The organism is Dictyobacter sp. Z7_2 (assembly GCF_057551105.1).
In genome coordinates, this window is sequence record NZ_BAAJPE010000002.1 from 4277340 (window position 1) to 4291496 (window position 14157).

Annotated in this window: 12 protein-coding genes; 7 read left to right on the forward strand and 5 right to left on the reverse strand. The window is 51.3% G+C overall.

Annotation, left to right across the window (positions count from 1 at the left end; all coding sequences use genetic code 11):
• Positions 1 to 58: 58 nt before the first annotated feature.
• Entirely contained in the window at positions 59 to 1756 is a 1698-nt protein-coding gene (locus AC27N8_RS31345; RefSeq protein ID WP_487072915.1) for a hypothetical protein, read from the reverse strand.
• A gap of 184 nt (positions 1757 to 1940) precedes the next feature.
• Entirely contained in the window at positions 1941 to 3650 is a 1710-nt protein-coding gene (locus tag AC27N8_RS31350) for an AMP-binding protein (RefSeq protein WP_487072917.1), read from the reverse strand.
• A 490-nt stretch (positions 3651 to 4140) separates the two neighbouring features.
• Here AC27N8_RS31350 and AC27N8_RS31355 point away from each other — a divergent pair, with 490 nt between their 5' ends.
• Positions 4141 to 4518: a zinc ribbon domain-containing protein gene (locus AC27N8_RS31355; protein ID WP_487072919.1), complete on the forward strand. Its 378-nt coding sequence runs from the start codon at positions 4141 to 4143 to the stop codon at positions 4516 to 4518.
• A gap of 68 nt (positions 4519 to 4586) precedes the next feature.
• Entirely contained in the window at positions 4587 to 5735 is a 1149-nt protein-coding gene (locus AC27N8_RS31360; protein ID WP_487072921.1) for a WD40/YVTN/BNR-like repeat-containing protein, read from the forward strand.
• A 365-nt stretch (positions 5736 to 6100) separates the two neighbouring features.
• Here the strand turns inward: AC27N8_RS31360 and AC27N8_RS31365 are convergent, their stop codons facing one another.
• Entirely contained in the window at positions 6101 to 6469 is a 369-nt protein-coding gene (locus AC27N8_RS31365; protein WP_487072923.1) for a VOC family protein, read from the reverse strand.
• Positions 6470 to 6594: 125 nt separating this feature from the next.
• On the opposite strand from AC27N8_RS31365, the gene AC27N8_RS31370 reads away from it, so the two are divergent.
• From AC27N8_RS31370 to AC27N8_RS31385, 4 genes are all read left to right on the forward strand, one after another.
• Entirely contained in the window at positions 6595 to 7542 is a 948-nt protein-coding gene (locus AC27N8_RS31370) for a helix-turn-helix transcriptional regulator (RefSeq protein WP_487072925.1), read from the forward strand.
• Positions 7543 to 7677: 135 nt separating this feature from the next.
• The gene (locus tag AC27N8_RS31375) at positions 7678 to 10734 is read left to right on the forward strand and encodes a DUF6788 family protein (RefSeq protein WP_487072927.1); all 3057 of its coding nucleotides are present in this window, start codon (positions 7678 to 7680) and stop codon (positions 10732 to 10734) included.
• A 170-nt stretch (positions 10735 to 10904) separates the two neighbouring features.
• Positions 10905 to 11129: a hypothetical protein gene (locus tag AC27N8_RS31380; RefSeq protein ID WP_487072929.1), complete on the forward strand. Its 225-nt coding sequence runs from the start codon at positions 10905 to 10907 to the stop codon at positions 11127 to 11129.
• Positions 11130 to 11210: 81 nt separating this feature from the next.
• A complete protein-coding gene (locus tag AC27N8_RS31385; protein WP_487072931.1) occupies positions 11211 to 11726 on the forward strand; it encodes a DinB family protein in 516 nt (171 codons plus the stop codon).
• Positions 11727 to 11776: 50 nt separating this feature from the next.
• On the opposite strand, the gene AC27N8_RS31390 is transcribed toward AC27N8_RS31385, so the two are convergent.
• Together AC27N8_RS31390 and AC27N8_RS31395 are read right to left on the reverse strand one after the other, a co-directional pair.
• On the reverse strand, positions 11777 to 12706 hold the full coding sequence (locus AC27N8_RS31390) for an MBL fold metallo-hydrolase (RefSeq protein ID WP_487072933.1): 930 nt from the start codon (positions 12704 to 12706) through the stop codon (positions 11777 to 11779).
• A 12-nt stretch (positions 12707 to 12718) separates the two neighbouring features.
• Positions 12719 to 13177: a hypothetical protein gene (locus AC27N8_RS31395; protein WP_487072935.1), complete on the reverse strand. Its 459-nt coding sequence runs from the start codon at positions 13175 to 13177 to the stop codon at positions 12719 to 12721.
• A 327-nt stretch (positions 13178 to 13504) separates the two neighbouring features.
• Here AC27N8_RS31395 and AC27N8_RS31400 point away from each other — a divergent pair, with 327 nt between their 5' ends.
• The gene (locus AC27N8_RS31400) at positions 13505 to 13930 is read left to right on the forward strand and encodes a response regulator (protein ID WP_487072937.1); all 426 of its coding nucleotides are present in this window, start codon (positions 13505 to 13507) and stop codon (positions 13928 to 13930) included.
• The last annotated feature ends 227 nt before the right edge of the window (positions 13931 to 14157 follow it).

Sequence of the window (14157 nt, forward strand, 5' to 3'; positions counted from 1 at the left end):
CCGTCGCGATCAAGTGAATTGATCGCGACGGAAGCGGATTACAATGTCCACTTTTTTATTATTCTTCATAGCGGCGTCTGACAACATGCATCTGACGATCGTTCAGTTCATCATGAAGATTGAGTATCTCCATACCACTTCTTTCGTGGTCGCGCGAATCAATATGTAAAGGAGTAAGCCCGGAAGCGATCATTGTTGATCCTGGTTTCTTCAACATTTGGAGGTACGTATTATAGTACTCTTTTGCCTCCTTTGCATCATGCGCAACTTCTTGATTGAGCAATCCACCACAGTTAATCACAATGTCTGCTCCCTCCCGGGGGAGTTTGATCTCATCCATCAGTCGTTCAGGATTGGATTTATATACAGACAAGTCTTTTTGGGAAACAAAGGTTTGTAGATGTTGAGAGGGTAGCCTGTCGAAGCGCTCTTGCGCCGTCTCGGTATCCTGCTTATTAAAATCGACGAGGTAGTATTTGATTTTTAGATCTGGGAAGTGCTCTTGAGCGTCCTTGATAATATGCTCGGCCAGATCACCATTGCCTCCGGCGATGTCCAGGATCTTTACCTCTTGTTTGCCTCTTGATACAAAATCTTCAAGGACGCTTTTGGTATAATCTCCCATCGCTGGCTGGATCAATCTATAGTAGTTCTCGCGATTTTCATCGCTAAGGCGCCAGTTCTCCCAGAAGCTCTCTGTGTGTCCTTCGCTCTTCTGACGCGTTATAACTTCCTCGAACTGGTTTCCTGCTAAAAAGGGCCTGGTCTGCTTTACTGTGTCGAGGACTCTATCGCGCTGTTCACGATTCGTCGCGAGCGCATAATATGTTTTCCCATCCGTTGTTGTAAGCTTTGCGGCAATATAGGAAGTACCTTCTCCCCTGGCGTTTATGACCTCAAGCGATTTTAAATGCTGATCCTGGTAGGATAGGGAAAGAGAAGAGACGTCGAGGTGGTACCGGGAGGAGGATGTGGTAGAATTGCCCTCAAACAATGTGTCCCAATTTCCAGGAGGGTTTCCTCGCCACGTAATATCACGCAATTTATGCTCAGTCTCAGACTTGTCGCTCTTTGTGTAATCTTCTGATGGCTCGGCACGCCCTGCCTTAATAATGTGCCCCTCGTCCTCTCGTGTTTCATCTTTATAACGTGTGCCGCTAAAGATACGTTGATCTGGGTCATTTAAAATGTCACCTTGCTTCTTCTCTTGATTTTTAAAAGCTCTGCTGCTAGCTTCTATATGCAGCTGGTTTTCATCGAAAGTAGGATAGCGTTCCTTTAAGCTAGAAAAAAGAGGTTGATAATCTTTAGCGAACTCGTAGGCCCGTGCGGTTTGTACTGCGATATGGTAAGAGTCTTTATCGTCGAAAAATTCATGGCTATCAGGAATATGGTCATGCAACATCTTCATATATTCAGTCCTGGTTTGAGGATGTTGCATGGCCTGATCCATTGCTGAAAAGGTTACCTTCTCTTCAGATATACGCCAGGTATACCCATCACGAAAAACCTCTGACATTTTCTCTTTGAGTGCAGCATTGCTTTGAGCAATGTCACCTTCTGCTGAAGGGCGTCTCTCGAGAGACGCATCACTCCCACGAGCGACATCCTCGTGTGCTGCTCTTGCATGCCGCGCCTCTTCAGATTGCATCCTAACAAAATCATTATGTGATGACCCTCCGGCTTCTTGTTGTCGTCCTGGGTTGACCTCTCGTGGTCGATCTCTTTCTACACTTAAAGACCGTTTATCTGCCATGATAAATACTCCTGATTAACTTTATCCGATCAAAAACTTCACATATATAAGGTGCAGATCTATCGTTGGCAAAATATATTTGCTTTTCAATATTATAAATTGCTTTATTACCCAAAATCGATAGGATCTTAGCTCGTCCTCTACTGGCGTTGCTTGCCGATATTTTCAGCGACTGGACTGCGTTTTACATCTCCAGTTCCTCGATGGATTGCTGCCGCATCAGATACTTTTGTATCTTGCCGGTCACAGTCATCGGGAAGGCATCGACAAATTTGATGTAGCGTGGCACCTTATAATGCGCGATGCGGCCCTGGCAGTACTGCTGGACCTCGGCGACGCTGAGCGAAGCTCCTGACTTCAGCTTAATCCAGGCCATGATGGCCTCGCCGTATCTGGGATCGGGGACGCCGATGACCTGGACGTCACTGATCTGCGGATGTGTATAGAGGAACTCTTCGATTTCGCGTGGATAGACATTCTCGCCGCCGCGAATCACCAGATCCTTGATGCGTCCGACGATCGAGATATAGCCATCCTGATCCATGGTAGCCAGGTCGCCGGTATGCATCCAGCGAGCCTGATCGATCGCCAGCGCGGTCGCCGCGGGATTGTTCCAGTAGCCGAGCATGACGCTATAGCCGCGTGTGCACAGCTCTCCGGGCGTGTTGCGTGGGACGATCTGTCCGCTATTGGGATCGATAATTTTGATTTCGAGATGGGGATGGATGGTTCCGACGGTGGCGACGCGCTTTTCCAGTGGAGCGTCGCTGCGACTCTGTGCGGAAACGGGACTGGTCTCAGTCATCCCATAGCAGATCTCGACATCGGCCATATGCATCAGGTCGATGACGCGGCGCATGACTTCGATGGGGCAGGGAGATCCTGCCATGACGCCGGTACGTAGGCTGCTGAGATCAAATGAGGAGAATGTCGGCTGATCTAACTCGGCGATGAACATGGTGGGGACGCCGTAGAGCGAGGTGCACTGTTCTTCCTGGACCGCCTGAAGCGTGGCCACTGGATCGAATACTTCAGCTGGATAGACCATGGTGGCTCCATGCGTGATGCAGCCAAGATTGCCCATGACCATGCCGAAGCAGTGATAGAGTGGGACAGGAATGCAGATCTTGTCATGCTGCGTGATGTTTTGCAGGCGCGCGACGAAATAGCCGTTGTTGAGCAGATTATGATGGCTGAGGGTGGCACCTTTAGGAAAGCCAGTGGTCCCGCTGGTATATTGAATGTTGATCGGATCGTCGAAAGCTTGCTCCTGCTGACGTGTTGCAAGCTCATCGCCACTGATCTCTGCTCCCAGAGCGAGAAATTCACTCCAGGTTAGCATCCCGGGCTGCTTTTCCGTGCCCATGCGGATAATCGTGCGCAGCTCTGGTAGCCTGTCTGATTGGATTAACTCATCTGAGCCGGAGCCAAGCTCTGGGACCAGATCCAGGATCATCTGAGTATAGTGTGAGCTTTTAAAATCGGTTCCCAGCAGGAGCGCTGTACAGCCCGACTGCTTGAGTGTGTATTCGATCTCTTGTAGCCTGTAGGCTGGATTTAAATTAACCAAAATGGTTCCCACTTTACTGGCGGCAATCTGCGTGATGGTCCATTCGGCGCGATTGGGTGACCAGATCCCTAACCGTTGTCCCTTCTCAAGTCCCAGACGCATCAGGGCGCGGGCGCATTGATTGACCTGGCTTTGTAGCTCGCGGTAGGTCAGGCGGATATTTTGATGCCGTACGATGAGGGCTGGATTATCTGGATAGCGTTCAACTGTCTGATCAAACATGTCGCCGATCGTGAGTCCGAGCAGAGGCACATCGCTGGTGGCGCTGGTGTAGCTTGCTGCGGCTGGCTGCGACGGTGCAGTGATTTTTTCGGCTTGCGTCATCGTGATAGATCTCCTTTGATGTTGTTGGATAGAAGGATGCTTGAAAATAAGCAGTTTCTGCAAAACAAAGGAACGGCTGTGTTATGGTGTAGCGTACAAGATTCTTTTTGAAAAAGCAAATCATTGATCGTGCGTTTGGATGGGCGTAGAGGAGCGAAAATACTCCAGGCGAGTAAGCGTACTGTACCTTCTTCCTGTATCGGAATCAGTTTGCGGGACGTAGAGCTCACGAGGTTGTATAATGGATCTAACGGATCAATAGAAACGTACCAAAAGAGAGAAGTCTATTCTTGCCGCATCTGTCAGTTTTGTCGTGACAGATTTTTGTGGTATTTTATTTAAAATCGTCCCAATCTCTCCCCCAATTTTTCTACTCTGTACACTATATAGAGACTTATTGTTTTGCTTATATCAAAAGCTTGTTTGTTGGGAGAGGTTAATACATAAGCGGTTAAAGAGCAAAAATAGCCTATTCACGGAGGAAAAAATAATGCAGTGTCCCAATTGTCATGTGGAATATGCGGAGGGCGATCAGTACTGCCAGAGTTGTGGTGCTGAGGTCACAAAAAAATCGAGCAGTCTCATTCCTTTACAGACACATCTGCCTGCGGTATTGTATAATTCTCCCGTACCGCGTAGCGTAGCAGCCGGCGTGGGAGCACTTGCCGTGGGAGTGGGTATAGAATTATTGCGTCGCAACCTGCTCATGCGCTTGCAGCCGGAGCGTGGTATCAAAGGCGCTCTGCCAGCGTTGAGTAATGTGAAGGATCTTGTCTTCCCACAGAACAATAAGCCCGTAAAGCTGCCTAAAGGCTACGTGATGGAAGAAACAGTTGTCGCAGTGCGCCGCGTGATCCGTCGTGGATAAATAATCGAGCCGTGAGCCGGGGGAGCGAGGCGATTTATCAAGCTTATCGCTTGTGTAAAGAGGATGATATGTATTGCCAGGTAGTCAAAAATCGTCTTGCTCGCATCCTACCCCTGAGTATTGTCAGTCTCTGCTTACTACTCGCGCTCGCCGCCTGTGGGAGCGGTAGAAGCTGGCAAGCAAGTACTTCAAGTGCCTATCACATACGTGCCCTGGCGGTGAATCCCGCGCAGCCACAGGATCTCTATGCGGGAGGCGCTCAGGGCGTGCTGCTGGTGAGCCTTGACGCTGGAGAACACTGGCAAGCGACAAAGAATACATTCTCACAAACGATCACCATCAACGTGCTTGGCCTGGATCCTTCGGGGAAAAAGCTTTATGCTGCTACTGATCATGGCCTCTGGTATTCATCTGACAATGGCCAACGCTGGCAGAGCATCCCAGCCAGCAAGCTCCCCGCCGATGCATACACAGCTCTGGCCTTTGATACCTCATCGACAACGAACGCCCTGTACGTCGGAACTGCTCAGCACGGCATCTTTATGAGCTCTGATGCAGGGAACTCCTGGAAAAACATTTCCAGCGGACTACCAACGGCTGTGGCGATACGTGGTTTAACCTACAACGTCTACCAGCAACAACTCTGGGCGGCCACTGATCAGGGAATATATCGTACCGCAACCAGTGGAGCATCCTGGAGCGCTTTCAATCAAGGCTTGCCTGTGCATATAGCCATTAATAGTATCCTCACGACCTCTAATCAGATCGTCTATGCGGGCACGCAGCAAGGCATCTACGTCTCGCAGGATAACGGTGTCCACTGGTCGGCCAAAAACGACACCCTGGCGAACGCGCAGATTACCTCAATGCTCCTGGATCCTCATTCAGCCAACACTGTTTACGTAGGCACGCAGGCAGGCGCATTTCAAAGTACCAATCAAGGGGCCACCTGGACCGCCATCGCAGCAGGACTTCCCAATACTGCGCCTGTGCAGGCTCTTATCGTTGGTGGCACCAATAGCGATCATTTTGTTGCTGCCCAGAATACCATTTATCTCTACATCAACGATAGCGGCAACAGTCTTCTAAATTTTCTCCCCATTCTGCTCTTCGCAGTCATCTTTATTGGCATCTACTACCTCTCGCGTAGAAGACGCCCGCGACCGTTACGCCAATCGGCATCCAGTCCGGATGAACCTACAGAGGTGCCTTCTTGAGCTTGAAACATTGATCCTTAAATAAGGAGTTCTCAGGGCAATGAGGCGCTCTTCTGAGATACCTGTATCTCGTGTGGAGGATTGCAGACGTGCTGAAGTCACGCCCCTAGCGTTTTGGGGAATATTTCTCATGGCAATGGAGTGGTCTTCCGAGGTGCCTATATTGCATGTTTACGATATATGGACGTGCGAAAGGACACCTTGCATATGCATAAACGGCAATTCGGAAGAAAGATTCACATCCATTTGATACACTCTCCAAAACGCCAGGGAGCGTGGCTTCCGTGCGCCTGCGGCTTTGCCATATGACCAGGCTCATCGGAAGATTGATCCCGCTCCCAGACACGCTACTACATTGGCTGGTTTTATGTATTGCTCTCCGGTAATGCAAAGTGTGGATTTTTAATAAACCCCAACGTGTTCCCGAAGGGATCGATCACCGATCCTACATAGATGCCATCGCCGACATCCTCTACAGGTTCATGTTCGCGTGCTCCGGCAGCCAGGAGGCGTGTGAGGGCCTCCTGTGCATCCGTGACGCCCCAGTAGGCGATCGGACCCGAGGCGCCAGCCGTGCTATTGGGATTGAGTCCAAGCTCAAATCCGCCGACGTTGAAGCCGACGTAGAATGGCTGATCAAAGTATGGCTGGATACCAAGTATCTCGCTATACCATGCTTTAGCTTTTTCCAGATCAGTAACACCGTATACAACGGTACGCAAACCTTGAAACATGTGCATTTCTCCTTCAATTGTACTTTGTTCTTTTTCGAGTATACTTGTAAAGGCGGATGGAAGCGGTCCGCCTTTCTGCGGATTTTGTCAGAAGTTGTAAATCTGTGTACGGGGAGAACGTTTGTATGTATCATCCAACGAGCCGCGTACTGATTGTACTTGAGTTATTGCAATCCAGACCCTCGATGAGCGGTCCAGAACTCGCCAGACGCCTGGAAGTTGATACGCGAACGATCCGACGTTACATCATCATGTTGCAGGATATCGGTATCCCGGTTGAGGCAGTGATCGGTCGGCATGGAGGATACAGGCTGCGTGCCGGTTTTAAGTTGCCGCCTTTGATGTTTTCCCATGATGAAATCCTGGCCCTGACATTGGGACTGCATCTGGTTCAGCGCGTGGGTGTGGATGCGATGGCTCCAACGGTTGAAGGTGTGCTGGCGAAGCTTGAACGTGTCCTGCCGCTCTCCTTGCGAGAGCAAATCCAGGCATTGCAGGAGACGCTTGTCATCGACACCCTCTCGTCGGATGTGCTGGTGGAGAGGATCGTGATAGAACTGCTCAGCCTGGCAGCGCAACAAGGTCGTCGTGTGCGACTCTGCTATCGAACAAACGACGATCGCGACACGGAGCGCCTGTTTGATCCCTATGGAGTCGTCTGTCATGCTGGACGCTGGTATACAGTTGGTTACTGTCATATGCGCTCAGCCCTGAGAGTCTTTCGTCTGGACCGTATGCGACAGATTGAGATGCAGGAAGAGACCTTCACGCGCCCATCCGACTTTGACAGCCTGGACTACATCATTCAATCCTTTATTGCCATTCCTGACCGCTGGGATGTCGAAGTACTACTCATGCTCTCCCTTGAAGAAGCCCGCCGTAAAATCCCCGCCTCGCTTGCCACTCTGAGTGTAGATACACAAACGTCGGGAGTACTATTTCGCGCCTCCATTGATACGCTTGACAAAATAGCACGCCTCCTGGTCGGTCTCGGCTGTAAATTTGTCATCCAGCGTCCACCCGAGCTTAAAGAAGCCCTTCACACCCTGGCGCAAGAAATCATCCAAATGTAGCACACAGTCAATCGCCATACGTTCGTCCCTCTTGCTTGTGATTTTGCTACCCAAGAGGTATACTTCCTCCAAAACACGGTTTGGGTAGCATAGTGAGCGCCTGGAGGAAACCAGGCAGGAGGAGGTGTACCTGCGATGCCGAAGGCGGCCCCGTATTGTCTCAAATGGGATCTCTTGCAGAGCACGTACACATTTCATGACACGCGCAGCCAACAGATGCTTCTGGATACTCCAGACAGTCATGTGTGGTTGGACTGGTTAGCTCGCATCCCGTCATTCACCTTTAGTGGCCAGCACGGACAACTCACCGTTCGTCGGGAGATGCGTTCGGGGGGTGCCTATTGGTACGCCTATCGCAGAGTTGGCGGGAAGATGGTCAAGCGCTACCTCGGTCGGAGTACTGAGGTCACCCCTGCTCGTTTAGAGGAGGTTGCTAGCCAACTTGCCGAGGTAACATCCATCCCGGTGGCCATGCCTGTCGTGTCTCTGCCTGATCCACAAGCAGCCTCGGAAGCCTCGCTGGCCAGACGATTGGCCAGCAAACTGCGCTTGCCTCACTTGCGTCCGCGCCTTGTCCATCGCACGTACCTGGTTGAGCGTCTCCACCGGGGGATGGAGGTGCCACTCACGCTCCTTTCTGCCCCAGCTGGATCTGGTAAAACTACCTTGCTTGCGCAATGGCTCACGCAAAGCAAGATAGACTCTGCATGGCTGTCCTTGGAACCTGAGGACAATGAGCCCGTGCGTTTTCTATCCTCGGTGATTGCTGCCTTGCAAACCCTTGATCCGCAACTGGGCAGTCGTGCGCTGGCTATGTTGCGCTCCGCTGCTCCTGCGCCACTTCAACCTCCTGAGGTCATCTTTGCCCAACTTGCTGCCGACCTGAGCGAGCGTGCCCATCGGGATCTGGTCCTGGTACTCGATGACTATCACGTCATTACGACAGTCGCATTGCAAGATGCGGTGGCTGCTCTCCTGACACATGCCCCACCCTATCTGCATCTGGTTATCGCGACACGTGTCGATCCCGCCTTACCACTCGCACGACTGCGTGCGCGGGGCCAACTCTATGAAGTACGCGCCTCACATATGCAGTTTAGTCGCGAGGAAACCCACACCTTTTTGCAGACCGTGATGGATCTCGATCTATCCGCTGAAGAACGCGCTGTGTTGCAGGAGCGCACAGAGGGCTGGATTGCCGGCATACAACTGGCGGCGCTTTCCCTGCAAGGTCGTTCTGATGTGCAGCGCTTTCTGGCCGATTTCAACGGCAGCCATCGGCATATCGTTGATTATCTGGTCGAGGAGGTACTCGCCCATCAACCGGAGGCGGTGCAGGCTTTTTTGCTTCACACAGCCATCCTCGATCGACTAACAGGCCCCTTATGTGACGCGGTGACCGGTGAGACTCACAGCGATATCCTGCTGGAGCAACTGGAGCACGCCAATTTGTTCCTTGTACCACTCGATGAGCGGAGGCAGTGGTATCGCTACCATCACCTATTCGCCGAGGTGCTGCGGGTGCGCGTGCTGCGAGAAGTGGGGAAAACGGGACTCGCTACCCTGTATACGCGCGCCAGCGCGTGGTATGAGCAGAATGGGATGCCGGTTGAGGCGGTCGAGGCCGCACTTTCCGCGCATGATTTCGAGCGTGCGGTGCGCTTGATCGACGAGCCGCTCACCACGCGGATGATTATGAGCTTGCAGTTTGCTACCCTTATTCGCTGGCTGGAATGCTTCCCGCGTGAGCAGTTGTTTACCCATTCCTTCCTCTGCATATTATACGCAATGAGTTTATTCCTTGGATCTGAGACGTCTCATGCTTACGAAGGTCCTCTGGCCGTGGCCGAACGACTCTTTCAAGCTGAAGGAAACTATAGAGGTTTGGGCCGGGCATATATGTTACGAGCGATTGTAGCAAGCGTGCGAGGTGATGGAGTGCAGGCGATCAAGTACGGTGTTCAGGTACTCCAGTTGTTGCCAGAAGATGTCAGAATGGGACGTAGCACAGCGGCTAGCGCGTTAGCCGAAGGCTACCGACTGAACGGAGATGTGAGAGCAGTCCAGAAGGTGCTCGCCGAGGCGCGCTTGCTGCATGAGCAGGCTGGCAATATTCCCAGTACTCTGGGCGATACTATTGTGCTTGGTGACCTGCTCTTTATGCAAGGGAGGCTGCGTGAGGCAACTGCTATCTATGCTTCTGTACTCGCATCGGCGGGTGAGTGGCAATTTTTTGCTGTCCAGGCCCTGATTGGCCTGGGGAACGTTGCACGTGAGCGCAATGAACTTGATACAGCAAAGGCAGACCTCAGACGAGCCATCGCCATTGCTGGCAAGACGCGCGATAAAGTATTGCAAGCGCGGGCCTCGCTTGTGCACGCCCGTGTCCTCCAGGCTTGTGTGGATGCCAGGAGCGCGAACGAGGCCTGGTCTTCGACACTGATATTGGCGCAGGAGTGCGGTTATGCCGGGCTCGTGGAGCAAGCCCGAGCGTATCAGGTACATGGCTGGCTTCAACAGGGGCGCATGGATGAGGTGATACGCTGGCAGCACGCGTGCCCGCTTGCTATCAATGCTCCTGCCAGCTATCCACAAGAAGTTCTGGCTCTCACGCTGGTGCGCGTGCTGATAGCTCAGGGGGAAACCGGTGAAGCTCTACGCATGCTAGAACGTTGGCGCCAGCATGCCAGAGCGCAAGAGCGTACTGGCAGCGAGATTGAGATGTTAGTGCTCTCCGCATTAGCATATCAGACGCAAGGCAAAGCAGGGCAAGCATTACAAAAGCTCCAGCAGGCTCTCCTGCTCGCCTCACCTGAAGGATATGTTCGCGTGTTTGTGGATGAGGGCTTACCAATAACTGCCTTGCTGCATATGGTTCTCTCCAGATGGAAAGGGAAAAGCGGAGCCGATAATGTTCACAGGTTGCTCGCCGTTATGGAAGCCGTGTCAAGAGCCGGCACGTCCCTTACTCCCTTTGCTTACCATCGCGAACTGCCACTTGATCCTTTAACTGACCGCGAGCGCAAAGTCCTGCGCTTGCTTTCGGCAGGTCTCTCGAATGCAGACATCGCTGCCGAACTGATAGTCTCAATCAATACAATCAGGACTCAGGCGCGTAGCATCTATCACAAGTTGAACGTGAAGAATCGTCACGAAGCCGTAGCGCAGGCTCGCCACTGGCGACTGCTGTAGGCGATCCTGGGTGTTTCTGCGCACTTCTTATCCCTTCTTCATCCTTCAGACACACAAGGTCCACTTCATTCCAGTTTCATACCGTCAGGATGAAGACATTTCATCCTAATCGTGGCTACACTTGAGGCATAGAAACATATCCTATTCCAACTAAGTGGGGAGACTGATGCATGATGAGCAATTCGACGAGCTATCATATTCGTGTCAAAGGTCAGATAGGTTCTGAATGGTCCGAGTGGTTTGATGGCATGACTATCACCTCTGATGAACACAACGAGACGCTTCTTTCCGGGTGCGTGCTTGATCAAGCAGCCCTTTATGGCATCTTGAACAAGATTCTGGCTCTGGGCCTCCCCCTGCTCTCGGTCTTGCGCGAGGAGATACCATCCTCGTAGAGTCTGAGGACGCCTCCCACATAATGTTGAGCTGTATGCCCTCGATGGAGAGCAGGCTCATTGAAAGGTAGAGATTTACACATGAACACCAATATCTCTGGTTCTGCAACACCGACTATCCCTCTTTCCGATCGCATGGCCTTGCGCGCCCAATTAGAGGAAACGAGGCTGGCCTACCACGCGCTGATGGAATCTCTGAGCGATGCGGATTGGTCTCAAAAGACTGGAGCGACCTCATGGACAGTCGGGGAGATGATGACTCATCTGGCTGACACGCTTGCGGACAAGCCCGCAGGGATTGCCTCTGTGCGGCGAGGGAAAAATTACTTAAATCCACCGCCAATCCTTTACGGGCTGGTGATGAGAGTCTCATACCTGATGGTGAAGCGCAGCGCGCGCGGCCAAACACGCCAGACAGTTCTTGCTCGCTACGACCAAGCCTACTCAGCGCTGCTAACCACCTTTGATGGGGTCAAAGACCAGGAATGGACGCTGGGAGCCTTTTGCTACGGTGAGGGGTACAAAACGATTTTCGAGATCTTCCAGATGCCTGTGAGTCACTTTCAGGAACATTCAGCTCAGATTGCTTCACGATGAGCAAGCTAGTAGTAAGCGGATAAATCCTCTTTTGGGCTAATTTTTGTGATTTAGTGCCCAGAAGTATTTCGTGATAAGAGCCAATGAAAGACTTTTTTCACGTTTTCTTGATGTACTTCGCGATAAAAAGTATGATCGATGCTATTGACTTTATCTGCAACTACTTCTTCATAGGGATAATCTATCATTTCTGCGATAGATTCAAGTTGTGGGCTGTCTGGATGCCGGGCAAGTCGTGCTCGTGCACGTTGTTCGATGGTACGTATATAGGCGAGATTCCTGCTCAGGACGTCAGGATCGCTGGTTTGACCGTGTGAACAAAGGACAATCTTTGGCTGGAGCGCTACTAATTTCTCAAGCGAAGTGAGCATAGCGGGCACACTCTCCGCACTTCCTATCGTCGGGAATGGCTGTTCGGCGGCATCGAAGGCGAGCAGCAAGCGTAGCGCTGGTAGCCAGAGTGAGCAATGTTCGTCACAATGTCCAGGGGTATGTAGGAGTTGAAGTTGTAGATCTCCACCATCCAGGGAGAGCGCATCAGAGAAGGCCAGTTTGGGAGGTGTGATGTTGACGTTCTTGAAGAGTGGGAAGCGCTGTTGATACTCCTGTAGAAAAGTGCGATTTTCGGCCGTATCCATGCGTGGAGCACATAACATATGGGCGATCAGGAGCGCATTGTGTGCCGATATGCTTTGTATGTAGCTATTTCCCCAGCAATGATCCCAGTCTGCATGGCTATTGATGATCAGTAGCTGTCGTCCTGCCAGCTGATCGTGCACCGTTTGCAGCATGAATTGTAGATCCTCCGGGCAAAGCAGGGTGTCACAGATCACCACAAAGTATCTGGTAATGATACAATAAGCATCAACCTGTAACTCATCGAATTCGCCGGGTGCCGAGAAGATGCGGCGAAAGACGCGTATGCGACTATCGATGGGGAGGTCAGGGACGATAAACGGCGTTGATGCTTGCGTTGGCATGAATTCCTTATCCTAATGATGCAGTGAACCCAGGAAGGCCACGACGAGATACAGCACAAAGATCAGTAGCACTACCAGGAGACAGGCCACCAGGCAGGTGATGTTCCAGGCGCGTTGATTGTTTAAGGCTTGCCAGAGCTGGTCTCGCATGTCGGACGGATCTAGTTCGAGCTCCGGACGTAGCTCAAGCAATTTGGGTAGCATTTCACGAAAGTCTTTGGCATTCGTCATACCTTCAGCGAGGATAATTGTTGAGTCATCATCCAGATCGGCCATCAGAACTAGTTTGGATGGGTTGGGATCGCCAGGGATCAGTGTCAGGCGCCGCAGGATATCTAGAGGCACGCGGATCTCGTGGCCTTGCTCGATGCCTGTGACCACCAACTCATCGGAATAGAGCTGGATCTCTTTACTCATCCCGAAGCGCACGACGTTGATCGGGTACTTGTTTTCAGTCTCGTTATCGCTCATGCATGTTCCGTTTTTTGTGAATCGACAATGGTAATATTTGATTGAATAGATTGTACACTAAGTTTCTAAAGGCGTCGAGTCGTTTCCCTACTTGCGCCGGCGCCTTTCAAGGATAAACTGAACATTTGTTTGTGTGAGTACTATAGAAGAGGTGTCGTATTTTTGTACGCGCCCATACATTTTGTGCAAAATGGTGAGATAGAGAAGAAACTCCACCTCTGTATTAGCCGAGATGGGGGAGTGACTTACCCTCTTCTTGACATGTGCGTATAGAAACATTACAATTCAAAACTGAACTGTTCGTCAGACAAGGAACGCTGATATCCTATGGCCCAGGTAGGTCTACTTGAAGACAATGCACGTATCGCAAAACTTTGTGCAACTATGCTGCAATATGCGGGTCATCATGTAGTTATATATGAACATCCCCGCGCATGCCTCAACGACCTTTTGTCTGTTTCCGTGAACAGGCAACCCGTTGCATTTGCGCCCGTGGTAACCAGATTGCTCCCGGTCGATGTTCTTATTCTCGATCTACATCTACCCGACATGACAGGTATTGAAGTTTTGCACTCATTGCGTGCGCATCCGCGAACTCAATCGTTACCATTAATCTTTTGTACCGCCGCCACCTCAGCCGAAGTGGCCAGTGCGCTGAGCATCGCTCCGCAAGCCTGCTTTATCGAAAAGCCGTTCACCTTTCAGGAGTTGATTTCCGCCATCTCCAACGCGCTCTGTGCACAAAAGGATTGATGGCCTCTCCCGCCGCAGCGGTGACGCCCTGTAACGATGAGATGATGTATATCCTGCATGCAGGATATATTCATTATTCCCCAAAAGTTTGACAAGATATACATCTCTCTCTCTATTTTGAACCTCTCACCGCACAACTAGAGATATCCTGACTCATGTATTCATTTGTGATAGAATATAAATCAACCTTGTTATGTTTGTGGCCTCGCACGCACACCATCTAACCT

Coding starts and splice junctions, on each gene's coding strand:
- AC27N8_RS31385 (WP_487072931.1), top strand. CDS start 11,211: ATGAACACCAATATCTCTGGTTCTGCAACACCGACTATCCCTCTTTCC.
- AC27N8_RS31360 (WP_487072921.1), top strand. CDS start 4,587: ATGTATTGCCAGGTAGTCAAAAATCGTCTTGCTCGCATCCTACCCCTG.
- AC27N8_RS31390 (WP_487072933.1), bottom strand. CDS start 12,706: ATGCCAACGCAAGCATCAACGCCGTTTATCGTCCCTGACCTCCCCATC.
- AC27N8_RS31365 (WP_487072923.1), bottom strand. CDS start 6,469: ATGTTTCAAGGTTTGCGTACCGTTGTATACGGTGTTACTGATCTGGAA.
- AC27N8_RS31400 (WP_487072937.1), top strand. CDS start 13,505: ATGGCCCAGGTAGGTCTACTTGAAGACAATGCACGTATCGCAAAACTT.
- AC27N8_RS31395 (WP_487072935.1), bottom strand. CDS start 13,177: ATGAGCGATAACGAGACTGAAAACAAGTACCCGATCAACGTCGTGCGC.
- AC27N8_RS31355 (WP_487072919.1), top strand. CDS start 4,141: ATGCAGTGTCCCAATTGTCATGTGGAATATGCGGAGGGCGATCAGTAC.
- AC27N8_RS31370 (WP_487072925.1), top strand. CDS start 6,595: ATGTATCATCCAACGAGCCGCGTACTGATTGTACTTGAGTTATTGCAA.
- AC27N8_RS31350 (WP_487072917.1), bottom strand. CDS start 3,650: ATGACGCAAGCCGAAAAAATCACTGCACCGTCGCAGCCAGCCGCAGCA.
- AC27N8_RS31380 (WP_487072929.1), top strand. CDS start 10,905: ATGATGAGCAATTCGACGAGCTATCATATTCGTGTCAAAGGTCAGATA.
- AC27N8_RS31345 (WP_487072915.1), bottom strand. CDS start 1,756: ATGGCAGATAAACGGTCTTTAAGTGTAGAAAGAGATCGACCACGAGAG.
- AC27N8_RS31375 (WP_487072927.1), top strand. CDS start 7,678: ATGCCGAAGGCGGCCCCGTATTGTCTCAAATGGGATCTCTTGCAGAGC.